Genomic DNA, 24,455 nt, shown 5'->3' on the forward strand with positions numbered 1-24,455 from the left:
TTCTGACTCGCGGGCTGGCCGCTCGCAAACGCGCACAGGCCGGGACATCGCCCGGCCTGTGCGCAGTGCGGATCGTCGATGCGGTCAGCGCAACGCAATCGCCACCGGCCGCGGCATCGCGGCATCGCGGCATCGCCGCCGCGGATCTTCAGCGGCCCGCCGATGAAGGCGAACTCATAGACCCGGTCGCGGGACAGCTCATCGAGCGCGATCAACTCGACGATTCGACACCCGCCGATGGGAAGCGGCGCTACCGATGCATCGACGCGCATTGGCGCCGGCGTTTTCCATCGAAATACGTGGCCGGGGTCCGACCGCGCGCTTCATTCAGGCCATGGCTCGCAAGGTTGCGACTGATTCGATCGACACCGGCTCGGGTCCTGGCAACGTCACTTGGACGGCCGCGGGCGCGACACGATGCTTTTCCAGCCACGCCTGGAACATCAACACGTTCCATAAATGCGTATGCCATTTGCGCTGGCCCGCAAGAAACTCGTCCCACACGCCGCGGACCATCGCCGCATCGAAATGCCCTTCCGCGCGCAGCCGCGACGGGTTGAGCAGGGTCTCGGCCCAATCGCGCAGCGGCCCGCGCAACCAGGCCGCGACCGGGGCGCCGAAACCGTTCTTGGGCCGATAGATCAGCGACGAAGGCAGGTAACGCTCGAGCAGTTTCTTGAGGATGTACTTCTGCTCGCCGCGATGATGTTTGAGCGAGGTCGGCAGCGACCAGGCAAATTCGATCACCGCCCGATCGAGCAAGGGCGAACGCGTCTCCAGGCCGCAGGCCATGCCGGCGCGATCGATCTTGGTCAGGATGCCGTTGGGCAGATCCATCTGGAAATCCAGGAACTGGATGCGGTCTGCGGCGTCGCCGATCCGCAGCCGGCGCTGCGGGTCGCCGAACACGGTGAGCGGCTCGTTCGCGCCGAGCACCACGGCGGAGGGATCGCGCCAACGCGAGACCCGCTGCAGATAGTGGTCCTCGACCTCGCGCGCGCCGAGTTCGGCCCACAACGCGCGCATTCCGCCCAGTCGCGAGCGTTCGGCATTGATGCTGCCGCGGCGCTGGGCCAGCCGCCGCAACGGGCCGGGCAACCGGCTGTTCCAACGCGCGTTGCGCAGCGCGCGGCAATACGCCGAATGCCCGAAGAACAATTCGTCGCCGCCGTCGCCGGTCATCGCGACCGGCGAGCGCCGGGCGACGATGCCGCTGGCGATCAGGGTCGGCACTTGCGAGGAATCGGCGAAAGGTTCGCACCACACCTCGGGCAGACGCTCGATCGCCGCCAGCGCATCGCAGCCGCGAACCCGGTGTTCGGTGTGGCGCGTGCCCAGCGCGCGCGCGACCCCGCGGGCCCAGTCGCTCTCGTCGTGACGGTCGTCGTCGAAGCCGATCGCATAGGTATCGACCGGCACCGAGGTCTGCGCCTGCATCATCGCCGTCACCAGCGAGGAATCGGTGCCGCCCGACAGGAACGCACCGACCGGACGCGTTCCGCCCATACGCGTGCTCACCGCCTGCTGCAACAGGATTTCCAGTTGGTCCACCGCCTCTTCCAGCGCGATCTCGCCGCGCAAGACCACCGCCTCGGTCATGCGCTGACGCGCGCACCAATAGGCCTGAGTGTCGCGGGCCGGATCGTGCGCGCCGGCGCCGGCGCGCATCGCCGCCGGATTCATCCGCAGCACAGTGCCGGGCGCGAGTTTGAACACGCCCGGATGAATCGAATGCGGCGCGGGGATGTAGTCGTAACGCAACAACAGGCTCAAGGCATGGCGATCGACCGTCATGTCGAAGCACGGATGCCGGTGCAAGGCCTTGAGTTCGGAGGCGTAGACGAAGTCTTCGCCGGCCCAGCCGTAATACAGCGGGCGCTTGCCGACCCGGTCGCGGGCCAGCCACAGTTGCCGGTCGCGGCGGTCCCACAGGCTCAGCGCGAACGCGCCGTTGCAGCGGCTGAGAGAACGTTGCAGGCCCCAGCGGCCGATCGCGGCGAGCAGCACCGCCGCGTCGCTGGCGCCGTCGGTCGAGGGGTCCAGCGCGGCGAGTTCGCGGTGCAGGGATTCGCGGTTGTAGAGCGTGCCGTCGAAGCTCAGCAGATAGCGGCCATCGGCCGATTGCGCCGGCTGCGCGATGTCGCTTTCGAGCGCACGGCAGTGGCTCAGGCTGACGCCGGCCGCGGCGTCGGTCCAGACCGCGTGATCGTGTTCGCCGCGATGCCGCAACGAGTGAATCATCGAACGGGCGCGGTAACGCAATTGTTCGGCGTCGCCGTTTTCGCGTGGACACCACAAACCGGCCAGACCGCTCACGGCCGCTTTCCCGCATGGGCCCGGCACCGGGTCTGGATGGAATGGGTATTCACGCTCGACGCTCCTGCGATGCGATGCGATGCGCAGCGCCGCAGCGCCGCGAGTGAATGACCGCGACGCGCGCGCCGCCGGGTCGCGGCGCGCGCGTGCGGTGGCGCTTAGAAACGGTAGGCCAGGCTCAACGTCGCTTCACCGGTCTTGATGTCGTCGGCGCCGGCCTTGCGGCGGAAGCTGTTGCTAGCCTTGGTCAGGCCGTCGATGTCCAGGCGCAGCGCGAAGTGATCGTTGAAGTGATAGTTCGCGCCCACGCCGAGCGAGGCGATGTTGACGTTCTCGCTGGCCTTGCTCAGACCGGGCGCGCCCTTGGCCGGCGTGAATTCGTTGCGCGAACGGCCCACCGAAACCTTGCCGAACAGTTCGAAGCGATCGCCGATCGGCAGGATGCCCAGCGCGCTGAGTTGCAGCGACTTGGTGTCGAAGTTGCCGATGCCGCGACGGCTGACGTCGCCGAACAGATCGTGGTACGAGCCTTCCAGGGCGAAGTAGCGATTGAAGCGATAGCCGCCGCCGAGCACGTAGCTGGTGCTGGACTTGTCTTCGCTGCGCTTCTGTCCGACCGGGACGGCCGAGCGCTTGGCCTCCCACTGGGTGGTGGCCGCGCCGACGCCGCCGAATACGTAGGCGCCTTCGCGATCGCCCGCGCTCTGCGCGCAGGCGGCGGTGGACAGGGAGAGCGCGAGCACGGCAGCGCCGATCGCGAACAGCGGATGTTGCATGGGGGAACTCCGTCGTTGGGGGACGGCACCATGCTGAGGCAGCGGAAACGAGACTTCAGTTGCAGTCTCTAGTCCCTCGCGTAACCGTGTTGGACGATGCGTAACCGCGTGTAACGGCGCGAAGCGGATGCAGCCGCGGCGGTTCGTTCGCTTGGTGGCTGCGCTCGGCTCGCATCGGGCTTGTTTCCAGCCTGTCGAGCGAAAGATGCGAGCGACGGACACGCGCATCGGCAGTCGGTGCGGTTCGCCGCACTGTGCCGATAACGCACGCGAATCAGAAAGGTTGACGGCCGGTCGTGGCCGTCGCCTCAGCGCAGCGGAAGCTCGATGCGGAAGCTGGCCCCGCCCAGGGCCGAGTCGGTCACGCCGGCGCTGCCGCCGTGTTTCTCCGCGACCACGCGCACCAGCGCCAATCCCAGACCGAAGCCTTCGGGATGTTTCTGCAACTGGGTGAACGGCTGGAACACGCGTTCGCGCTCGGCCTCGGGTACGCCGTCGCCGTCGTCGTCCACGCGCAGCACGTGGCGCTCGCCTTCCTCGACGATGCTCACCATCACCTGGCTGCGCGCGTGGCGCAGCGCATTGGCGATCAGATTGCGCAGCGCCAGATCCAGGGCTTCGCGATTGGCCATCACCATGTCGACCGCGCCGCAGCCGAAGCAAAGCGATACCGACGCCTGGGGTTCGAACACATCGGCCAGATCGGCGAACAGCGCGCGGACCGGAATCGGCGCGCGCTCGATTCCGACCATCCGGCCGATCCGCGCATACGCCACGCTGTGCGCGGCCAGATGCTCCAGCCGCTGGATGTCGCATTCCAGGCCCTCGCGCAGATGCGCGCGTTCGCCTTCTTCCACCGTCTCCAGCATCTCCAGGCCGAAGCGCATGCGCGCCAGCGGCGTGCGGATCTCGTGCGCGACCGCCTGGGCCAGGATGCGCTGGCTTTCCAGCACCTGCTGCACCTGTCCGGCCATCTGATTGAGCGCGTGGCCGAGCGGATTGACCAACTGGGTGGTGACCACGGGCGCACGCGCGTCCAGCTCGCCCGCAGTGAGCGCCTCGGCGGTGGCGCGCAGCTTGCGCAGATCGCGCCAGAACCGGTAGACCAGGAAGTACAGCGGCAGCGCGATGGCGATGAAGTACATCGCGATGATCACCACCGTGTCGATGAAATCCAGATCGCGCCAAGGCACGCCCTGCACGGTGACATCGTCGAAATCGCCCAGCGCCACCGCCTGGTCGGTGCCCGGCAGGCGCTGATAGGTATGCGCCTCGTCCTCGCTTTCCATGACCAGTTCACCGCGCTGCAGGCGTCGCCACTCCGCATCGGTCAGCCCGTCGCGCAGCGAATCGATCGGCAGCAGTTCCAGCGGATAGGCGAAATGCCCGCGCAGCTCGCGGGTCAGCGCCGGCCAATCCTCGCGCGGCGCGCTCAGATAGCGCTGTTCGATCAGCGCGTGGGTACCGTGCATCTGCGCTTCGTAATACTTGCGGGCGTTCTCGGAGGTGACGAAGAACCACGCAGAGATGCCGCCGACGATCACCGCCGCGTAGATCAGCACCACGATCAGGTAATAACGCACGAACAGGCCGAAATGGCCGTGCCGCGGCTGAGCGGCGGAACGCGGCCACGGCAGCCAGGCGGGCAGCCAGTTGGGCTTGCCGCGCGGCGCGGCGGTCGTGCGCGGCTCGGAGCCGTTCACTCCCAGGCCGCCCGATTGAACAGATAGCCTTTGCCGCGCACGGTCTTGATCCGTTCCGGCTCCTCGGCCAGATCGCCCAGCTTGCGCCGCAGCCTTGAGATGCGCGCGTCGATCGAACGGTCCAGCCCGTCGAAATTGATGCCACGCAGGCTCTGCAGCAGATCGTCGCGGCTGAGGATCTGGCCGGCGCGATCGGCCAGCAGCACCAGCAGATCGAATTCGGCGGTGGTCAGATCGATGCGCCGTTCGCGCAAGGTCGTCTCGCGCGTGTCGCGATCGATGCGCAACTGACCGAAGCGCAGCGCGTTGCCGCATTGGCGCACGACGCTGTCGCGGCGCAGATGCGCGCGCAACTTCGCCAACAGCACGCGCGGCTCGATCGGCTTGCCGATGTAGTCGTCCGCGCCCAGCTCCAGGCCCAGCACCTGATCGATATCGTCGGTGCGCGCGGTCAGCATGCAGATCACTCCGCTGTAGCGCGAACGCACGCTGCGGCAGATTTCGAAGCCGTCCTGTCCCGGCAGCGACAGATCCAGCAGGACCACCGCCGGCGCGTGTTCGAGAATCGCGCCGACCGCCTGCGCGCCGTCGCCCTCCACCGCCACCGAGTAGCCGTGCTTGCCCAGATAGTTGGCGACCAGCGTGCCCAGGCGTTCGTCGTCTTCGATGAGCAGGATGTCGGTCATGGGCGAGGCAAGGGCGAGGCGAGGACGAAACGCGGACGCGGGCGGACATCGCGGGCTCGACGGGTGAGCGCGATGTACCTGGGCCAGGGCCGTGCCGGGCGTGGGGAGCGGTCAAGTATTGACCGGCGGCACCGAAAATAAGGCTTCCGTGCGCCGCGCGCTTCAGCTGGAAGTCGGAGACCGTGCGGTTGCCGTTAAGTTTGCGGCGATGCCGGCGGACGAAATTCAGGCAATAAAAAACCCCGCGTCGGCGGGGTTATTTAAAGATCACCGCGTTGGCGATGACCGATGTAGTGGTGCCCAGGAGAGGACTCGAACCTCCACGGTTTTACCCGCTAGTACCTGAAACTAGTGCGTCTACCAATTCCGCCACCTGGGCCAATCGCAGCGGTTTCGATGAACCGTCGCCGCTGCGAGGACGCGTATGTTGCGTTGCGGCGGCGCCGCTGTCAACGGTTGCGTGACAACTATTTTTCACGCGCCGGCACCGGCCGATCGGGCGCGGTACCGGCACCGGTGGCGGCGCGGGCCGCCGTGGCCGGGAATCACAGCGAAATACCGCCCTTGGCGATGATCGGCCCGGTCGGAGCGCCGTGCGGTGCGCCTCCCGGCGGTTCCAGGGTGATGGCCAGGGTCGCGCCGGCGGCGAGCTTGGCGAGCGCATCGGTCGGGATCGGCACCGAATCGGCCCATTCGGTGGAAATCAGGCCCAGCGAACGCGGCGCCTCGCCCTTGGGAATCAGCCACAACTCGGCGACGCGGCCCTGGGTATCCTGGGGCGCCGGCACCGGCAGCATCATGACCTTGGCGTGGCGCTGGTCGATCGAAGCCAGCCAGCCGGTGGAGCCGTCGTCGCGCGCCAATTGGGTGACCGGATAGGTCGGCTGGTGGTCGACCGGTACCTGCACCGGCGGCTGAGCCGGCGGCTGCTGCACCACCGGCGGCGCGAGCGATTCCGGCGCGCGGCCGAACAAGAACGCCACCACGGCCAGTCCGGCGGCCAGGGCCGCGGCTCCGCGCCAGAAGCCGACGCTGTTCCACAGTCCGCGCGACGGCGCGCCTTCCACCGGCGCCCAGCCCAGACGGCTGCGCAGACGCGGCCACAGGTGCGAGGGCACGGCGACCGGATCGATCTCGGCGATCAGGGCCCCTAACCGCCGCTCCCACTCGGCGACCAGCCGCGCGAATGCGGGCTCGGTTTGCTCACGCAATTCCGCCAGCCGGCGTTCGCGTTGGTCCAGCACGCCCAGCACGTACTCGCCCGCGTGCACATCCGCGCTCGGCGGTTCGCCATCGATCTCGTGTTCGCGAATAGTCATGGCGTCGGGCTCACCGTTCCAGGCACGTGCGCAGCTGAATCAGGCCGCGTCGGATCCAGCTCTTGATGCTGCCCAGCGGCGAGCCGCTGCGCTGGGCCAGTTCTTCGTAGGTGGAACCGTCGAAAAACGCGGTGCGGATCAGCGTGCGCCGGCGCGCATCGAGTTCGTCCAGGCATTGGCGCAGGCGCGCGTGTTCATCGTCGCTTTCCACCTGCGCCGACGGCGTGGGCGCCAGGTCGGCGATCTCGTCGATCGATTCCAGCGGCGCGCGCTTGAGCGTGGGCAGCGAGCGCAGGCGGTCGATCGCCTTGTTGCGGGCGATCATCGCCAACCAGGTGATGGCGCTGGCGCGGCTGGCATCGAACTGGCCGGCCTTGCGCCAGACGATGGCGTAGACCTCCTGCAGCACGTCTTCGGCTTCGGCGCGCTCGGGCAACAGGCGCAGGCACACGCCGAACAGACGCGCGGAGGTGTCGCGGTACAACCGCTCGAAGGCGGCGGTATCGCCGCGACCGACCGCCCGCAGGAGCTCGCCGGTCGGATCGGAAGGGTCTGAAAATCCAGACTGCGTTGCCGCCGATTCGGTCATGTGCGTTTCGCTCCTGTGCGCCGAGCCGGCGCGGCTTGCCCGGGATTCTAGCCATGCTTCGGGCAGATTCGGCAAATTTGCGCGAATCGCCCCCGCGAAGCGTGAGCCATGGCGCGGTTGCGGCCCTGGACGGGCGCCGGTGGCCGCCACGCGCGACGGTGGCTCGGCACGACTTGGAAAATGCGCAACGAAGTGCATCGCGGTTTCGCATCGCGGCCGCGGTCCGGCCTACGCGTACAGATACGCGGGCCGGACGGCGGCGGATGCGCGACAGCGGAGCGCTATGCGATGCGGCGGCGAACAGGTGAATGGCCAGCGGCTTCGCGGTCCCTTCGTCTCATCGGATCGAAAGGCGTCGGGGCTGAAGCCCCTCCCACAAAAGCTTCCGCAACCCGCGACGCTTGTGAAAGGACGCGGTTTCGAGGCCTGTTGTGGGAGGGCCTTCAGGCCCGCCCCCTTTGCACCGGAAGCCGTGAGTATCCAACACGGTTGTGGCCAAAGCGTCGGGGCTGAAGCCCCTCCCACAAAATACTTCGGGCCGGCGCCGTTCTGGGGGCATAGCGCGCTCAAGCCACCATACGCCCTAGCCGCGGCACTCTCAGGCCGCGGCGTTGCGCGGCGGGGCCAGGTTGAATCCGACCGTGGTCGCGCCGTCGTCGCTGCTGGCGAATACCTTGCCGCCGTGCAGCGCCGCGATCGCCTTGACGATCGAAAGGCCCAGGCCATGATGGCGCTCGCCGCGGTGTTCGCGCGCGGCGTCCACTCGGTAGAACCGATCGAAAATCCGCACCAGATGTTCGGCGTCGACGCTGCTGCCCTGGTTGCGTACCGCAACGCGGACGCCGCTGCCGCAATCGCTGGGCGCCTCGCCGGCTTCGCGCAGTTCCACCACGATCTCCGAGCCCGGCGTGGCGTATTGCACCGCGTTGTGCAGCAGGTTGGTCATCGCGCGGCGGAACAGCGAGGTGTCGATCCAGGCATCGGCGACGCCTTCGATGCGCAGACGCATGCCCGCCTCTTCCAACAGGTACTCCAGGAACTCGCCGGTCTTGGCCACTTCTTCGGCCAGCGGCACGCAGACCCGGTCCAGGGCGATGTCGCCCTGGTCGGCGCGCGACAGGAACAGCATGTCGTTGACGATGCCGCGCATGCGTTCGAGTTCTTCCAGATTCGACTGCAGCACGTCCTCCAACTGCGCCGCCTCGCGCGGCCGCGACAGCGCGACCTGGGTCTGGCCCATCAGATTGGTCAGCGGCGTGCGCAGTTCGTGGGCGACATCGGCGTTGAACGCGTCCAGGCGCACATAGGCCGCTTCCAATCGGTCCAGCGCGCCGTTGAAGGCATCGGTCAGCCGGCACAGCTCCGGCGGCAGATCGGTAGGCTGCAGGCGCTGCGACAGATTGCTCGGGCTCAGGGTCTGCGCCTGGCCGGACAGGCGCTGCAAAGGCCGCAAACCGACCCGGGCGATCCAATGCCCGAGCAGCGCCACCAGCGCGGTGCCGACCACGCCCAACGCAACCAGGGCCAAGGCGAAGGACCGCAGCGCGGCGACATAAGGCTGCGAATCGATACCGATCCACAGCCGCACCGGCGGCCGCTCGCCGCGGGCGGGAATCCATTCTTCCAAGGTGCGATACGGCGCATCGCTGTCGCTCAGCCACAACCGGCCCATGCCGCGATCGCGCTTGGTCGGCGCCTCGATCTTGGGCGTCTGCGCGCCGATGCGGAAGCCGGCATCGTCGCTCCACGCCCAGATCTTGGTGCTGCGGTCGCTGGAGGTGAGGTTCTCGACCTTGTCCTGCACCTTGTACCAGCGCTCGCGCAGATCGCACACCGCCACGCTGCCGGCCACGTATCGCAGCTTGGTTTCCAGTTCGGCGTGCTGGTAGCGGACGATCTGCGTCTCCAGCACTTTGTACAAGGTGGTGCCGACCAGGGCGAACACCAGCAGCGCGGCGAGCGCGAACATCGCCGCCAGGCGTTGGGCGATCGACAATTCGCGCAAGCGGTTCATGCCGACCCCTTGCCGTCGGGCTCGAAATCGTCGTCGTCGCGCGCTTCCAGCACATAGCCCATGCCGCGCACGGTATGCAGCAGCTTGTTCTGGAACGGGCCGTCGATCTTGGCGCGCAGGCGCTTGATCGCGACCTCCACCACATTGGTATGGCTGTCGAAATTGATGTCCCACACCTGCGCGGCGATCACCGTCTTGGACAGGATCTGGCCGCGCCGCTGCGCCAACAGCGCCAGCAACGCGAATTCCTTGCCGGTCAGATCCAGGCGAGTGCCGTCGCGGAAGGCGCGGCGCGCGATCAGATTGATCAGCAGATCGCCGATCTGCAGTTCGGTGGACTCCTGCTGGCGGCCGCGCCGCACCAAGGCCTGCAGGCGCGCGAGCAGCTCGATGAAGGAGAAGGGTTTCACCAGATAGTCGTCGGCGCCGGCGCTCAAACCATGCACGCGGTCGTCGACGCGGTCGCGCGCGGTGAGCATGATCACCGGCGTCTGCTTGCGCGCGCGCAATTCGCGCAGCACGCTGAAGCCGTCCATGCCGGGCAGCATCACGTCGAGCACGATCACGTCGTAATCGAATTCGCGCGCCAGATGCAGGCCGGTCAGCCCTTCGCGCGCGACATCGACCGCCCAGCCCTGCTCGGCCAGGCCGTCGCGCAGGTAGTCGGCGGTCTTGACTTCGTCCTCGACGATCAACAGTTTCATTGCGGCGTAGAGTTCATCGCGGTGGCGGGCCTGACGGCATCCTACCTCTATGCCCCGCCGGGGGCGGCGCCGACCGGGCCGGCCAGGACCGGAACGGCCTCGCCGGCCTTGGCTTCGCGGCGGCGCTTGAGGAACCAGCGGTCCAGGGCAAGATAGATCACCGGCGTGCTGTACAGCGTGAGCAGCTGGCTGATCAGCAGTCCGCCGACCACCGCCACGCCCAGCGGCTGGCGCAGCTCCGAGCCGGTGCCCAATCCCAGCATCAGCGGGATCGCGCCGAGCAAGGCGGCGATGGTGGTCATCATGATCGGCCGGAACCGGGTCAGGCAGGCCTCGTGGATGGCCTCCAGCGGCCCCAGTCCGCGGTTGCGCTGCGCGTCGAGGGCGAAGTCGACCAGCAAGATGCCGTTCTTCTTGACGATGCCGATCAGCAGCACCAGACCGATCAGGGCCATGATCGAGAAATCCAGTTTCCACAGCATCAGCATCAGCACCGCGCCGATGCCCGCCGAGGGCAAGGTCGACAGGATCGTCAGCGGATGCACGAAGCTCTCGTACAGCACGCCCAGGATGATGTAGACCGCCAGCAACGCGGCGAAGATCAACAGCGGCTGGGTCGCCAGCGAATCCTGGAAGGCCTGCGCCGAGCCTTGGAAATTGCCGGTGACGCCGGCCGGCATGCCGATCTCGGTCTGGGCGCGGTTGACCGCGTCGACCGCATCGCCCAAGGCCACGCCGGGCGCCAGATTGAAGGAGATGTTGACCGCCGGCGACAGTCCGTTATGGCTGATCGACAGCGGGCCGTTGGCCGGCGGTTCGACCCGCGCCAGCGCCGACAGCGGCACCATCTGCCCGGTCAGCGGCGAGCGCAGGTGGAAATACGCCAGGCTGTCGATGCTGCCGCGCATGCGCGGGCTGATCTCCAGAATCACCTTGTACTGGTTGGTCTGAGTCTGGAATTCATTGATCTGGCGCTGGCCGTAAGCATCGTAGAGCACCTGGTCGATGTCCTGCGCGGTGAAGCCGAAGCGCGCCGCGGCGGTGCGGTCGATCGCCAGGCGCACCACGCTGGCGCCGATCTGCTGATCGTTGGAGACATCGCGCAGTTGCGGCAACTGCGCCAGTTTCTGGGTCAGCTTGTCGGCCCACAGCGACAACTCGGCGCTGTCGGCATCGCGCAGCGCGTACAGGTACTGCGTGCGCGAGGGGCCGGCGCCGATGTTGATGTCCTGGGCCGAGCGCAGATAGATCGAGATGCCCGGCACCTTCGACAGCTTGCCGCGCATGCGGTCGATGAACTGCTCGGCCGATACGTCGCGATCGCCGCGATCCTTGAGCACGAACCAGAAGCGGCCGTTGGACATGGTCGAACTGCCGGCGGTGGCGCCGACCGAATGGCCGTAGGCCTGGATCGCCGGATCGGTCGAGGCGATCTGCGCCAGTTGCTTGTGCTTAGCCATCATCTGGTCGAAGGACACGTCCTGCGCGGCCTCGGTGGTGCCGAACACGAAAGCGGTGTCCTGCAGCGGGAAGAATCCCTTGGGAATGTAGACGTAGGCGCCGATCGCGATCGCCAGGGTCACGCCGAAACCGGCGAGCATCATGCGCTGGTGCGACAAGGCCCAGCGCAGGCTGCGATCGTAGCCGCGCAGCAGCCGTCCCGGCCCGCTTCCGCCATGGCTGGGCGCGCTGCGCATGAAGCGCGAGGCCAGCATCGGCGCCAGGGTCAGCGAGGCGACGATCGAGATCAGGATCGCCACGGTCACCGTCAGCGCGAACTCGGCGAACAAACGCCCGACCACGCCGCCCATGAACAACAGCGGGATGAAGGCGGCGATCAGCGACAGGCCGATGGTCAGTACGGTAAAACCGATCTCGCTGGAGCCTTGCAGTGCCGCCTGCAGCATCGGCATACCGGCTTCGCGATGGCGGTGGATGTTCTCGACCACCACGATGGCATCGTCGACCACGAAGCCTACCGCGATCACCAGCGCCACCAAGGTCAGATTGTTGAGACTGAATCCGAGCACGTACATCGCCGCGAACGTCGCCACCAGCGCCACCACCAGCACCGCGCCGACGATCAGCGTGGCCGACAGCTGACGCAGGAACAGCCCCATCACCGCGACCACCAGCAACACGGTCAGCACCAGGGTCAGTTCGACCTCGTGCAGCGAGGCGCGGATGGTGCGGGTGCGGTCGTTGAACACGTCGACGTTGACGCTGGCCGGCAGATTGGCGCGCAGCTTGGGCAGCGCGTCCAGTACCGCGTCGGTGGTCTTGATGATGTTGGCGCCGGGCTGGCGGAACACGATCAGCATCAAGCCGTCCTTGCCGTTGGGATAGGCGCGGACGTAGTCGTTCTCGGCGCCGAAGCGGATGTGCGCGACCTCGCCCAGGCGCACCGGCGCGCCGTTGCGATAGGTCACCACCAGGCGCTGGTAGTCCTCGGGCTTGAACAACTGATCGTTGGTTTCCAACGAAGACATGCGCTGCGGACCGACCACCGCGCCCTTGGCCTGGTTGACGCTGGTGCCTTGCGCGGCGGTGCGCACGTCGGCCAGGGTCAGGCCGACCGCGGCGAGCCGTTCGGGTTCGGCCTGGATGCGGATCGCCGGGCGCTGCTGGCCTGCGATGAAGACTTCCGACACGCCGTCGATCTGACTGATGTTGCGCGCGAGCACGGTCTCGGCCAGATCGCTGAGTTCGGTCAGCGGCATCAGATCGGACTGCATGCTCAGCACCATGATCGGGCTGTCGGCGGGATTGACCTTGGTCCAGCTCGGCAGGCTCGGCATATCGCTCGGCAGCCGGCCGGAGACGTTGTTGATCGCCGCCTGCACTTCCTGCGCGGCGGTGTCGATGCTCTTGTCGAGCACGAACTGCAGGGTGATCGAGGTGGTGCCCAGCGCGCTGGTGGAGGTCATCTCGCTGATCCCCGGCACCGAGGTCAGCTGGGTTTCCAACGGCGTGGCCACCGCCGAGGCCATGGTTTCCGGGCTCGCGCCGGGCAGGCTGGCGTTGATGCGGATGGTCGGGAATTCGGCCTGAGGCAACGGCGCCACCGGCAATTGCGGCAGCGCGAACATGCCCAGCAACAGCACCGCCGCGGTCAGCAGCGTGGTCGCCACCGGATGGCGGACGAACCAGCCCGAAATCGAAACGCGACCGTCGGAAGCGCTCATGGCGCCGCCACCACGCGGGCGCCGGCGGTGGCCGCCGCGGCCGTGGCTTCGGCCGCGCCGCCCGCGGCGACGGGCGCCACGGTCATGCCCGGCTTGAGCCGCGACTGGCCGTCGCGCACCACCCGATCACCGGCCTGCAGCCCCTGCACCACCGCGATCTTGTCGTTCTGGTACTGCACTTTCACCGGCACCAGCGCGACCTTGTCGCCCGCATCCAGCCGGTAGACGAAATTCTGATCCAGTCCGCGCTGCACCGCTTCGGAGGCGACCACGATCGCATCCGGGCTCAAACCGGTGCGCACGCGCACGCTGACCAACTGGCCCGGCCACAGCTTGTCCTGCGCATTGGCGAACACTGCGCGGATCCGCACCGTGCCGGTAGCGTCGTCGATCTGGTTGTCGATCACCCGCAACTCGCCGTCGCCGAGCACCGTGCCGGCATCGCGATCGAGCGCCTGCACCTCGACCTTACCGCTGGCCTGCGCGTCGCGCAGACGCGGCAGTTGGTCCTGCGGCAAGGTGAACACCACCGAGATCGGATCGACCTGCTGCACGGTTACCAATCCATCCGGATCGGTGGTGCGCACCACATTGCCCGGATCGACCCGGCGCAGACCGATGCGTCCGTCGATCGGCGAGACGATGCGGGTATAGGACAACTGCACGCGCGTGCCGTCGATCGCCGCCTGGTTGGCCCGGGTAGTGGCCTGCAGTTGCTGCACCGAGGCGGCCTGTTGGTCGAGCATCTGCCGCGCGATCAGTTGTCCGCCCGACAATTGCCGGAAGCGGTTGAGATCGGACTGCGCCGAACGCAGTTGCGCGTCGTCGCGGGCCAGTTGCGCCTGCACACCGTTGAGGCTGGCGGCGATGGCGCGGTCGTCGATCCGCGCCAGCAACTGACCGCGCTTGACCGTCTGGCCTTCGCGGAACAGCACATCGGTCAGCACGCCGTCGACCTGCGTGCGCAACACCGCGCTTTGCAGCGAGGTCACCGTGCCGATGGTTTCCTGCCAATGCGGCACGTCGCGGCGCTCGACCACGGTCAGGTTCACAGGCACCGGAGGCGGCGCCTTCGGCGGCGCGGCGCCGCGGCTGCGGAATGCGCCCAGCGCGAATCCGGCGCCGACGATGGCAAGCAGCGCGAGCGCGGCATAAGCGCTCTTGCGGGCGCGCGGCGACACAGCGAGTGCGGGTTCAGGCGGCATATCCGGCATCCGTGGCAGAGGAAAGAGGTGGCGGCGCCCTTGGAGAAAAACGCCGCCGATGGTCCGCGAGGGGAGGACGCGAACCATGCGGGAGACTCTAGGCTCGCCCCGCCTACGCCACGCTGTCGCTTGGCTGACAAATTCGTAAGCTGATGTCATCTGCGCGGGGATGACTTCCGGCAGGGCACGCGCATCGGCGCCGCCGCGGGGCGATTCCATCGATCGGCGTGTGACCTGCCAGGATCGCGCGCTGCCGCGCCTCACAGTCCGATCCGCACGATACCAACCCCATCTCTGGTTCCGATTCCATGGGATCGAATCGGGCCCGTCCCGATACCGCCGACCTGCTGGCGCGCATTCGAGCGCTGTTCCGCGCGGAACCTTCGAATCCATGCCCGAAATCGAGATCGGCGGCCAGCACTACGATCAGTGCGCCTGCGAGTTTTCCGCCTACACCGCTTATCTGCTCGGGCAAACCGGATTCAACCGCCGGCATTCGGGCGATCCGGATTTACGCTCGGACGACCTGTGCTTTCTCAAGGACGGACGGATCGAATTGTTGACCCGGCCCTGACGTTCGATGTTGCGTTTTTTCGCGGCCGAGGACGCCGCGTTGCAGCGGGTCGAGGCGCCAACCCGCGCTTCAAGGGGGCGCCCAGCCGTGTCCGCCGAGAGCGGGCGCCGCGAACCGCTGAGTCGAGCCGATCCGGCCCGGCGAACGCGGACTCAGCGCTTGGCCTTGGCCGGCGCCACCAATTCGATCTCGAACAAGTCCGGCCACAGCTTGCCGGTCACGAACAAACGATCGCTCTTGGCGTCGTAGGCGATCCCGTTGAGCACGTCGGCATCGCGGCTGGAACGGCCGTGCTGTTCGAGCAGGCCGCTCAGATCGATCCAGCCCAGCACGTGCCCGGTCTTGGGATCGATGCGGGCGATGCGGTCGGTCTGCCAGATATTGGCGTACAGCTCGCCCTTGACCCATTCCAGTTCGTTGAGCTGATCCACCGGCCGACCCTGATCGCTGATCGGCAGGCGCGAGCGTTCTTTCATCGTCTGCGGATCGAGCAGGCGGATCTGCGCGCTGCCGTCGCTCATATAGACGGTGTCGGCCGAACGGGTCAGGCCCCAGCCCTCGCCCTGGTAGCGGAAGGTGTCGGCCAGGTCGAAACCGGGCAGATTCAGCACAAAGCCCGAACCGTTGGTCCAGGTCAGCACCAGCAGTTGCTGGCCGCGATCGGTCAGGCCCTCGCCGAACACTTCGGCCGGCAGATCGATCTTGTGCAGCACCCGGCCGGTCTTGAGCTCGACCTTGCGCACCGAGGAGCGACCGTTCAGGCCGGTGCTCTCGTACAAAAAGCCATCCTTATAGATCAGACCCTGGGTGAAGGCCTGCGGGTCGTGCGCAAAGGCCGCCACCACCCGGTACGAATACACCGGCAGGTGCCCACGCGCCGCCGCGGGTTGCTGCGAACACGCCGCGGCCAGCGCCAGGCTCAACGCCGCGACCGCGGCCGGACGCATCCAGAAGGGACCGATCGCCATGAAACCTCCCGTTTACCGACCCAAGAGGATACGCCAAAGCCTTGTCCGGCCTGCGTCCACGGCCCGTCGCACCCTGTGAAACCCGTCCCCGGTTAGAATCCCGGGCTCAGCCCCACCCAGCCCCAAGGTTCCATGACTGATCCCGTACGTCCGGTGTTCCACGGCTTCGAACAGATCCCCCTTCGCGAATACGCCGAGCGCGCCTACCTCGATTATTCGATGTACGTGGTCCTGGATCGCGCCCTGCCCTTTATCGGCGACGGCCTCAAGCCGGTGCAGCGCCGCATCATCTATGCGATGAGCGAGCTCGGCCTCAACGCCGCGGCCAAGCCGAAAAAATCCGCGCGCACCGTCGGCGACGTGATCGGCAAGTTCCACCCGCACGGCGACAGCGCCTGTTACGAGGCGATGGTGCTCATGGCCCAGCCGTTCTCGTACCGCTATCCGCTGGTCGAGGGCCAGGGCAACTTCGGCTCCAGCGACGATCCCAAATCGTTCGCGGCGATGCGCTATACCGAATCCAAGCTGACCCCGATCGCCGAAGTGCTGCTGGGCGAACTCGGCCACGGCACGGTCGACTGGACGCCGAATTTCGACGGCACCCTGGAAGAGCCGACCTGGATGCCGGCGCGCCTGCCGCACCTGCTGCTCAACGGCACCACCGGCATCGCGGTCGGCATGGCCACCGACGTGCCGCCGCACAACCTCAACGAGATCGTCAGCGCCTGCGTGCGCCTGCTCGACGACCCGGACGCGACCACGCGCGATCTGTGCGAGCACGTGCTGGGCCCGGACTACCCGACTCCGGCCGAGATCATCACCTCGCGCAGCGACCTGCTGCAGATGTACGAAACCGGCCTGGGCAGCGTGCGTGCGCGCGCCATCTATGAGAAGGACGGCGCCAACATCGTCATCACCGCGCTGCCCTACCAGGCGTCGCCGGGCAAGGTGATCGAACAGATCGCCACCCAGATGCGGGCCAAGAAACTGCCGTGGCTGGAAGACATCCGCGACGAATCCGATCACGCCAACCCGACCCGGATCGTGCTGGTGCCGCGTTCCAACCGCGTCGACGTCGATCAGCTCATGGGCCATCTGTTCGCCACCACGGACATGGAAAAGAGCTTCCGGGTCAACATCAACATCATCGGTCTGGACGGCCGTCCGCAGGTCAAGGGCCTGAAGACGCTGCTCAGCGAGTGGCTGAGCTTCCGCACCGACACGGTCACCCGCCGCCTGACCCACCGTCTGGAAAAAGTCGAGCGCCGCCTGCACCTGTTGGAAGGCTTGCTGGTCGCGTTCCTCAACCTCGATGAAGTCATCCGCATCATCCGCACCGAGGACGAGCCGCGCGCGGTGCTGATGAAGCGCTTCGGCCTGAGCGAGGAGCAGACCGACTACATCATGGAAACCCGGCTGCGCCAGCTCGCGCGCCTGGAGGAAATGAAGATCCGCGGCGAGCAGGACGAGCTGGCCGTCGAGCGCGACAGCCTGATCGCCATCCTCGGCAGCAAGGCCAAGCTCAAGAAGCTGATCAAGGACGAGCTGATCGCCGACGCCAAGAAGTTCGGCGACGCGCGCCGTTCGCCGCTGGTCTCGCGCACCGCCGCGCAGGCCTTGTCGGAAACCGAACTGGTCGCCAGCGAGCCGATGACCGTGGTCATCAGCGAAAAGGGCTGGGTGCGCGCGGCCAAGGGCCACGAGATCGATGCGGCGACGCTGAGCTATCGCGATGGCGACGGCGTGCTTAGCGCCACGCGCGGCCGCAGCACCCAACAGGTCGCGTTCCTTGATTCGACCGGCCGCTCCTATTCCACGCTGATCCATAGCCTGCCTTCGGCGCGCGGCAATGGCGAACCGCTGACCGGGCGCTTCTCGCCCGCCGCGGGCGCGTCGTTCCAGGCCTTGGCGGCCGGCGACAACGACAACCGCTTCGTGCTCGCCACCAGTCACGGCTACGGTTTCGTCACCCGCTTCGAAAACCTCACTGGCCGCAACAAGGCCGGCAAGGCGATGCTGTCGCTGACGCCCAACGCCAAGGTGCTGCAACCGGCGCAGGTCGGCGACGTCGAACAGGATCGCGTGGTCGCGGTCACCAACGTCGGCCACCTGCTCGCGTTCCCGGTGTCGGAACTGCCCGAGCTCGACAAGGGCAAAGGCAACAAGATCATCGACATCCCCAAGGCCAAGCTCGGCACCGAGCGCGTGGTCGCGGTGGCGGTGGTCGCACCGGGCACCACGCTCAGCATCAAGTCGGGTTCGCGGACGATGAGCTTGTCGTTCAAGGAGCTGGAGCCGTATCTGGGCGCTCGCGCCACGCGCGGCGGTTTGTTGCCGCGTGGGTGGCAGAAGGTTGAAGGCTTAGCGGTGGAATGAACACCTGCGACGGACGCGGATCGAACGGTCAAGCTTCGACACGCGTCCAACGCCGTTTCGGAAAACCGGTCATGACGACTGGTTTTCGCTTGACCAGCTATCTCCTTGGCGCGACTGTGCTGGCTGCTTGCTCGCTGCTCCCGCACAAACACGACCGATTGGCGAGCCAGACCGGCTCTCAAGTCACTCTGCGGGGAACCTGGTCAGGCCCAGGAAAACTGGCCGACTTCATCGTCGTAGACGACGAAACCGTGTACCTGTTTGTGGCCGGATCCGACGACTCGCGCATCCCCTATGGCACGGCAATCGTTGCGCGAGGAACACTGGAGCACTACACCGCTCGAAAGTCCGAACATACCGGTGACCCGGCCTGGGCCGCGCTGCCTTCGCATTACTTCATCAAGCCTGCGCAAATAGAAGTGGACCGGTAATCGACGCAGCGCCCGTCGCCGGGATCCGCCGATAGACAGTCATAACGCGTCCGATCGTTTGGACACGTTTTGCCAAACAGGAACGCACGATGGAACGTGTTTTGTTCAAGGTGTTCGGCATCGCCGCACTGATCGGGCTTGTCGTATCGCTGGTCGTGCACGTCGCGACCTGTCTCGGCGTCGATCTGTCCGTACCGATGCTCGATTCGCGCATCATGCCGATCGCCATCTTCGTGATTTCCGCGCCGTTTGTGTACTACACCATGCTCACTCCGGCATCTCAGAGCTATCGGCTCGGTTTTTCCGAGCGGATTCCTCGTTGGGCGAAGCTCGCCGGCGGGCTGCTGGTCGCCTACGCCCTGATCAATTCCTTCGCCCTGGGCGGCGGATCTCCCGAGATCAGGCAAGGCGGGTACGTGTTGATCAAGAACGGCAGGGTGCTCTGGGAGCTCACGCCCGAACAATACCGAGTCGCACAGCTCTCGCAATTGCGCAGAGCCAGCGGGTTCTGGCTGACCTTCTATTTTCTGGCGGTACTGTGGTTCCTGCTGCCGCGTAAAGCCTGAGCATCCTCGTCGATATCCAAGCCATTTGAACGCCCCGAAGTCTTTTGTGGGATGGCTTCAGCCCAACCGAAGCGGCGAAGCCGCACGACCCTGCGGCGCAACTTGAGCGAGTCGGTGCTGAAGCCCCACAGAAAGATCGCCTCGCAGCGCGCAGGCTCACGCTTTTACGTAAGCCGCCAGATGCTTGCCGGTAAGCGTGGAACGCGCCTTGACGAGATCGGCCGGCGTACCCTCGAACACGACCCGCCCGCCGTCGTGACCCGCATCCGGCCCCAGATCGATGATCCGATCCGCATGCACCATCACCGCCTGGTGATGCTCGACGACGATCACTGACTTGCCGGCTTCGACCAGACGATCCAGCGGGCCCAGCAGCTGTTCGACATCGGCCAGATTGCCGCCGCGTGGGTGGCGGAAAGTCGAGGGTTGGCTGTGGAATAAGCTTCCACGCACCATTGGCCGTTTCTCGAAACAACGCCCCGCATTGCGGGGCGTTTGTTCATTCAGCGCAAAGCCCAAACGCTGTTCGGGTCGCCGGTGCGGCCACGACTTAAGGTCGTCACGGCCATGCGCCAGAACGCGATCGCCATGGCCAGCGCGGTCGTATCGACCAGCACGCGGTTCCAGCGCCCGTGCAGCAGTGCGCCGAACACGTGTTCGCCCGACCCGATCCAGCCGGCGAGCGGGATCGCCGCCGTCAGCAGCGCGCACAGCCACAGCAGTTCGTGCGCGGCGCGTGCCGGCGAGCGCACGAACGCCCAGGCGATGGCGGCGAAGAACACCAGGAAATAGCTGCGTGCGATCCAGGCTTGCGGCAGCAGCGCGGCAGCCAGAAACACGGCCGAGACGCCGGCGACGCAGCCCAGGCACACCCCGATGCTCAATGCCGCGACCAGGCGCGTGCGCCGGGGCTGCGCTACCTGTCGTCGCTTGCGCCGCGCTTCGATCCACAGCAGGTTGCCGCTGTAGAACAAGAACGCGCCGGCCAGCCCGAGCAGGAAGTACAGCCACTTCATCGCGAACCCGCCGAAGTTGCCGTAGTGCAGTGTCTGCAGGCCGCGCAGCATCGCCATGCCGGGCTGGAAATCCTTCGGCCCGAGCGCGTTGACCACCTCGCCGGTGGCCGCGTTCAGGACGACGCCGCCGAAGCCGTTGAGCCGACGCTGCGCGATCGCGCCATAGGCGGTCACCCGGCCGTTCGCGTCGCCGACGTCGTGGTAGAACAGGCTTTCGGCGTGCATGCCCGGCAATGCGCGTTCGGCCCGACGGACCAGCTCAGCGACCGGAAGCGTCGGTCTGACGATGCCGGCCGGCTCGACATGCGGGGCGATCTCGAAATCCCGCTCCAGCACGGTCATCAGCTTGTTCTCGAACACCAGGAACTGGAACGGCGCCAACATAAGGAAGCCGATCGTCAGCACCGCGCCGCTCCACGCGAAGATGATGTGGAACGGCAGCGACAGCATTCCCACGACGTTGTGCGCGTCCTGCCAGAAACGCTTGATGTTGCGCCCCATCCGCAACGCGAACAGATCCTTGAGGAACACCGGCGCATAGATCACCACGCCGCTGACCAGGGCCAATCCGTACAGGATGCAGACCACACCGAACAAATAGCTGCCGACGGTTCGCGGCAGGCCGGCGGTGAAATGCAGGTCGTAGATAAACTCGACGAAGCCGCCGCGACCGGGCGATCGGTGCAGATCGCCGCCCTCCTCGAGCACGAACTTGTGCTGGACGCCGGTCGCCCCGTCGTACCAGTAAGCGGACGGTCTTGGACCGTGATCTCCGGGCAGCGACAACGTCAGGCCGTGCGCCGCCTGCGGCTGCTCGCGCAGCACGCGATCGACCAAGGCCTGCGAGGCCGCCATCGCCTCAGGCCCCGACAGCGTCGCCTGCGCCGGACGTTCCCATCCCTGCAACTCGTGCACGAACACGGTGATCGCGCCGGCGTAGAACGCGATGAACAGCAGCATCCCCGACGCCAGCCCCACCCAGGTATGGACCGATAGGAAAATCCGAAGCGTCGCAGCCTTCATGCCGGCAGCTCCGCGGCCCAGCCCAGCAGCTTGGCCAGATGAATCAGGCCGAAGCACAACGCCGTCGTGCCGCCCATCCACGCCCATGCGCGCCAGCCGCTCTTGGCCATCAATGCCAGCGACATCACTGCGACCCAGAGCGGGAACGACAACAGCAGCCACGGCAAGGTGATGCGCTGCAGTTCCCCTGGCCACAGCAGCGCCATCAGGCCGATGAAGCCGACCGTCAAGGGCAGTCCGAGCAGCGCCGCGGCCAGCGACTTACTCCACATGAGAAGCTCCCTTGCGCGACTGTAGCCACGCATCGAAGTAAGGCAGCAGCACGGCGCCGAACATCCACCCCGTCAACGCGCAGAACGCGCCCGCCCACACGCCCAGCGCGAACACGGCCATGGCGATCGCCAATCCCGCGCACAGCCAACCCAACGCGCGCATGCGGGCGCGGTGCCCGAGCATGCGCGTCCACAGGCGCTGGTGCCCGGTCCCCAGGTAGAAGGCCGCCGCGGAAAGCAGCGAGAACAACAGATACAGAGCGGTCATCGGGTTTGCCTCATCTTGCGACGTAACCTACCAGCGAGCCTCGAGCCCCAGGCCAAGCACACGCGGCGCGCCGAGCACGCCGTGGCTCAGGCCCAGGTTCTGGTCGGTATAGCGATACTGGATGTACTGCGCCTCCAGCAGATTGTCGGCGAACAACCAGGCGCTCCATGCGCTGGTTTCGTAGCCGAAGCGGGCATTGACCACGGTGCGTCCGCCGAGCCGGTCCTGCACGATCCCGGTATCGCTGTAGACCGAGGCGCGATAGTTGGCATTGAGATTGGCGACCCAGTGATCGCCCAGACGCCAGTTGCCGCCCACGGCCACGGTCCAGTGCGGCGCATAGGCGAATTCGGTACCGGAATAGTCGGCGATATTGCCACCCAGCACCGGTTCGAACTCGTCGAACCGGGTGCGCGTGTGGCCGAGCGAAGCGTACCAATCGAAAGCGGCCGACACCTTGTGCGTGGCCTCGACCTCGAAACCGTACAGATGCGCGCGACCGGCGTTGACCGTATGTGAATCGAACGTGCCCTGGCCGAAGTTGACCCCTACCTGCTTATCCTTCCAATCGATGTAGTACGCATTGGCGTTGAGCGTGACCCGGCCATCGAGCCATTGCGAACGCAGCGAGAGTTCGTAGTTGTCGGTGTACTCGGGGTCGTAGGCCACGACCAGACTGCGTGCGCGGTTGAAGCTGGAGCCGCCGGAGCGGTAGCCGCGCTGTGCGACGAAGGCGAGCGACACGTCGTCTGTCGCCTGGTAGCGCAGCCCCAGCTTGGGCAGGAAGGTGTCGAAGTTGCGCGTGGAGTACGGCGAGACGCCGTTGGCCGCGCCGACGAAGCCCAGCACCGCCTGGTTGATGCCCGCGATCACCGGCGCGAGTTGCGGGCCGAAGCGCGCCGGCGCGGGCAGCGTGCCGGTGAACACGGCCGAGGTCTGGCTGCCGAAGCCGTAGCTCTGGCGGTCGTAGCGGAAGCCGCCCAACAGGGTGTAGCGATCGTTGAAGGCGAACCCGAAATCGGTGAAGAACGCCTTGTTTTCCGAACGCGAGGGTGACACGCCGCGATAGTCGACGGGAATCACCGGTAGCGCGGCGACGTATTGCCGGGCGATCGAACCGGCGGTAGCCGGAGCCAACCCGATCGACTGCAGCAAGCCGGCGATGGTCGCGCTCGGCGTATCGACATTGGTCCGGCTCGCGGTCACGTTGTGGGTCTTGCGCTGGGAGTAGTAGAGCCCGGCCAGTCCGCGCAGGCGTTCGCCCTGGAAAGCCATGCGGAACTCCTGCGAGAAGGCCTTGGAGTCGAGGTCGGAGCCGCCGTCCGACCCCGGCTTGGCGGTGTAGTCGTTGTCGTAGCGGCGATGACTATCGGCATCGCTCCAGGCGCTGACCGCATGCAGCGACCAGCGGTCGGTCAGGTCGTACTCGACTTCGAGCGTGGCGCTGTCGGTGCGGGTATCGTCGATGTTCGGCGCGTCGGAATAGTTCACCCGATGATCGTAGTAATCCGGCACGTCCAGGCTGCTATAGGTGAACGAGTACGGCCCGGTGCGATCGAAGTGGTTGAAGCTCAGGCGCGCGGTCAGCCCGGGAATGGCCGACGGTGTCCACAGCAACTTGGCCCGGGCCATGACCGAGTCCAGCGCATCCTCGCCGGTACCACGGGTGGGGTTGTCGACGAAGCCGCCGAAATCGCGCCGCTCCACCGCCACCCGCAGGCCGAGTTCGTCTTCGACCAGGGGGCCGCCGACGGCTACGGCGAACCTGCGATCGGACGGATCCGACCATAGCAGCCGGCCGCGCCCGCCCCATGCGTTGAGGTCCGGATCCTGGGTGCGCAACACCACCGCGCCGGCCAGTGCGTTCTCGCCCTGAATGGTCGATTGCGGGCCGCGGAAGATCTCCACCTGCGACAGATCCCACAGCGTGCTCGGCCCGGTGGCGACCATGACGTGCGACAAAGCCGCGCCGTCCAGATAAATCGTGGACAGCGGCGAACCTTCGCCGTCGTTGTTGTTGATCCCGCGCAGGGTGAAACCGGCATCGCCGTAGGTCTTGCTGACGTTGGCGGTGCGGTCGAACACCTGATAAAGGCTGACCAGATTTTCCTGCTCGATCCGCTGCGTCGTGGTGACGGCGACACTGGCGGTGGTGTCCTGCAGGCTGCGGACGGATTTCTCGCCCTTGACCACGATCGCATCGAGCGTGGCCGGGTTGGGCCGGGCGGCGTCCGGGGCGGGCGCTTGAGCGAATGCGAACGAGGCGGGCAACAGGGCCGCGCACAAGGCGGCGGCCAGGCGGGTGACGCGCATGCGAATCTCCATCTACAAGTTCAGAGGATTGGCATGGCGACGGCTGTGCCGGCCGCGGAGCGGCCACGACCCGTGGATCGCGGCGAACATCCTAGACGCGTTTCACATTTTTTTCACTCTCTTTTGCCGTATCCGGCGTCGAAGCCGGCCG

19 protein-coding genes, 1 tRNA gene and 1 pseudogene are annotated in these 24,455 nt (G+C 66.6%); 4 read left to right on the top strand and 17 right to left on the bottom strand.

The window, feature by feature from the left end; translation table 11 throughout:
- Positions 1-396: 396 nt before the first annotated feature.
- The 11 genes and pseudogenes from asnB to ACTOWJ_RS00620 form a co-directional block, all read right to left on the bottom strand.
- Positions 397-2,316, bottom strand: a pseudogene (gene asnB, locus ACTOWJ_RS00570) (asparagine synthase (glutamine-hydrolyzing)); the annotation flags it as partial.
- Between the two features lie 158 nt (positions 2,317-2,474).
- The gene (locus ACTOWJ_RS00575) at positions 2,475-3,092 is read right to left on the bottom strand and encodes a porin family protein (protein WP_441332638.1); all 618 of its coding nucleotides are present in this window, start codon (positions 3,090-3,092) and stop codon (positions 2,475-2,477) included.
- A 308-nt stretch (positions 3,093-3,400) separates the two neighbouring features.
- The gene (locus ACTOWJ_RS00580; protein ID WP_441332639.1) at positions 3,401-4,795 is read right to left on the bottom strand and encodes an ATP-binding protein; all 1,395 of its coding nucleotides are present in this window, start codon (positions 4,793-4,795) and stop codon (positions 3,401-3,403) included.
- The gene (locus ACTOWJ_RS00585; protein ID WP_441332640.1) at positions 4,792-5,481 is read right to left on the bottom strand and encodes a winged helix-turn-helix domain-containing protein; all 690 of its coding nucleotides are present in this window, start codon (positions 5,479-5,481) and stop codon (positions 4,792-4,794) included. Before ACTOWJ_RS00585 ends, ACTOWJ_RS00580 begins: the two co-directional genes overlap by 4 nt.
- Before the next feature lie 294 nt (positions 5,482-5,775).
- Positions 5,776-5,860: transfer RNA gene (locus ACTOWJ_RS00590), tRNA-Leu, on the bottom strand.
- Between the two features lie 166 nt (positions 5,861-6,026).
- Positions 6,027-6,800 carry an anti-sigma factor gene (locus ACTOWJ_RS00595; protein ID WP_441332641.1) on the bottom strand — a complete coding sequence of 258 codons (774 nt, stop codon included), beginning with the start codon at positions 6,798-6,800 and terminating at the stop codon, positions 6,027-6,029.
- Positions 6,801-6,810: 10 nt separating this feature from the next.
- A complete protein-coding gene (locus ACTOWJ_RS00600) occupies positions 6,811-7,389 on the bottom strand; it encodes a sigma-70 family RNA polymerase sigma factor (RefSeq protein WP_441332642.1) in 579 nt (192 codons plus the stop codon).
- A gap of 598 nt (positions 7,390-7,987) precedes the next feature.
- Positions 7,988-9,403, bottom strand: coding sequence for a heavy metal sensor histidine kinase (locus ACTOWJ_RS00605; protein WP_441332643.1), 1,416 nt, complete (start codon positions 9,401-9,403; stop codon positions 7,988-7,990).
- Entirely contained in the window at positions 9,400-10,107 is a 708-nt protein-coding gene (locus tag ACTOWJ_RS00610; RefSeq protein ID WP_441332644.1) for a heavy metal response regulator transcription factor, read from the bottom strand. The genes ACTOWJ_RS00605 and ACTOWJ_RS00610 overlap by 4 nt, the downstream gene beginning before the upstream one ends.
- A 47-nt stretch (positions 10,108-10,154) precedes the next feature.
- Entirely contained in the window at positions 10,155-13,292 is a 3,138-nt protein-coding gene (locus ACTOWJ_RS00615; protein WP_441332645.1) for a multidrug efflux RND transporter permease subunit, read from the bottom strand.
- Entirely contained in the window at positions 13,289-14,497 is a 1,209-nt protein-coding gene (locus ACTOWJ_RS00620) for an efflux RND transporter periplasmic adaptor subunit (protein WP_441332646.1), read from the bottom strand. Before ACTOWJ_RS00620 ends, ACTOWJ_RS00615 begins: the two co-directional genes overlap by 4 nt.
- A 391-nt stretch (positions 14,498-14,888) precedes the next feature.
- Between ACTOWJ_RS00620 and ACTOWJ_RS00625 the strand changes: the two genes are divergently transcribed.
- Positions 14,889-15,071, top strand: coding sequence for a hypothetical protein (locus ACTOWJ_RS00625; RefSeq protein WP_441332647.1), 183 nt, complete (start codon positions 14,889-14,891; stop codon positions 15,069-15,071).
- Between the two features lie 152 nt (positions 15,072-15,223).
- Here the strand turns inward: ACTOWJ_RS00625 and ACTOWJ_RS00630 are convergent, their stop codons facing one another.
- A complete protein-coding gene (locus tag ACTOWJ_RS00630) occupies positions 15,224-16,039 on the bottom strand; it encodes a glutaminyl-peptide cyclotransferase (protein ID WP_441332648.1) in 816 nt (271 codons plus the stop codon).
- Positions 16,040-16,171: 132 nt separating this feature from the next.
- Here ACTOWJ_RS00630 and parC point away from each other — a divergent pair, with 132 nt between their 5' ends.
- From parC to ACTOWJ_RS00645, 3 genes are all read left to right on the top strand, one after another.
- Positions 16,172-18,415: a DNA topoisomerase IV subunit A gene (gene parC, locus ACTOWJ_RS00635; protein WP_441332649.1), complete on the top strand. Its 2,244-nt coding sequence runs from the start codon at positions 16,172-16,174 to the stop codon at positions 18,413-18,415.
- Positions 18,412-18,846 (top strand): hypothetical protein, encoded by a 435-nt coding sequence (locus ACTOWJ_RS00640; protein WP_441332650.1) that lies wholly within the window; start codon positions 18,412-18,414, stop codon positions 18,844-18,846. The genes parC and ACTOWJ_RS00640 overlap by 4 nt, the downstream gene beginning before the upstream one ends.
- Before the next feature lie 89 nt (positions 18,847-18,935).
- A complete protein-coding gene (locus ACTOWJ_RS00645) occupies positions 18,936-19,412 on the top strand; it encodes a hypothetical protein (RefSeq protein ID WP_441332651.1) in 477 nt (158 codons plus the stop codon).
- A 156-nt stretch (positions 19,413-19,568) separates the two neighbouring features.
- On the opposite strand, the gene ACTOWJ_RS00650 is transcribed toward ACTOWJ_RS00645, so the two are convergent.
- The 5 genes from ACTOWJ_RS00650 to ACTOWJ_RS00670 are packed head-to-tail and all read right to left on the bottom strand — an operon-like array spanning position 19,569 to position 24,304.
- Entirely contained in the window at positions 19,569-19,931 is a 363-nt protein-coding gene (locus ACTOWJ_RS00650) for a hypothetical protein (RefSeq protein WP_441332652.1), read from the bottom strand.
- Positions 19,916-21,451 carry a PepSY-associated TM helix domain-containing protein gene (locus ACTOWJ_RS00655; protein WP_441332653.1) on the bottom strand — a complete coding sequence of 512 codons (1,536 nt, stop codon included), beginning with the start codon at positions 21,449-21,451 and terminating at the stop codon, positions 19,916-19,918. Before ACTOWJ_RS00655 ends, ACTOWJ_RS00650 begins: the two co-directional genes overlap by 16 nt.
- The gene (locus ACTOWJ_RS00660; protein ID WP_441332654.1) at positions 21,448-21,723 is read right to left on the bottom strand and encodes a hypothetical protein; all 276 of its coding nucleotides are present in this window, start codon (positions 21,721-21,723) and stop codon (positions 21,448-21,450) included. Before ACTOWJ_RS00660 ends, ACTOWJ_RS00655 begins: the two co-directional genes overlap by 4 nt.
- Positions 21,713-21,991, bottom strand: coding sequence for a hypothetical protein (locus tag ACTOWJ_RS00665; protein ID WP_441332655.1), 279 nt, complete (start codon positions 21,989-21,991; stop codon positions 21,713-21,715). Before ACTOWJ_RS00665 ends, ACTOWJ_RS00660 begins: the two co-directional genes overlap by 11 nt.
- 27 nt (positions 21,992-22,018) lie before the next feature.
- Positions 22,019-24,304, bottom strand: a complete 2,286-nt coding sequence (locus ACTOWJ_RS00670; protein ID WP_441332656.1) for a TonB-dependent receptor — start codon at positions 24,302-24,304, stop codon at positions 22,019-22,021.
- Between the last annotated feature and the right edge of the window lie 151 nt (positions 24,305-24,455).

Source organism: Lysobacter sp. CA199 (assembly GCF_052078715.1).
Lineage (GTDB): Bacteria > Pseudomonadota > Gammaproteobacteria > Xanthomonadales > Xanthomonadaceae > Lysobacter.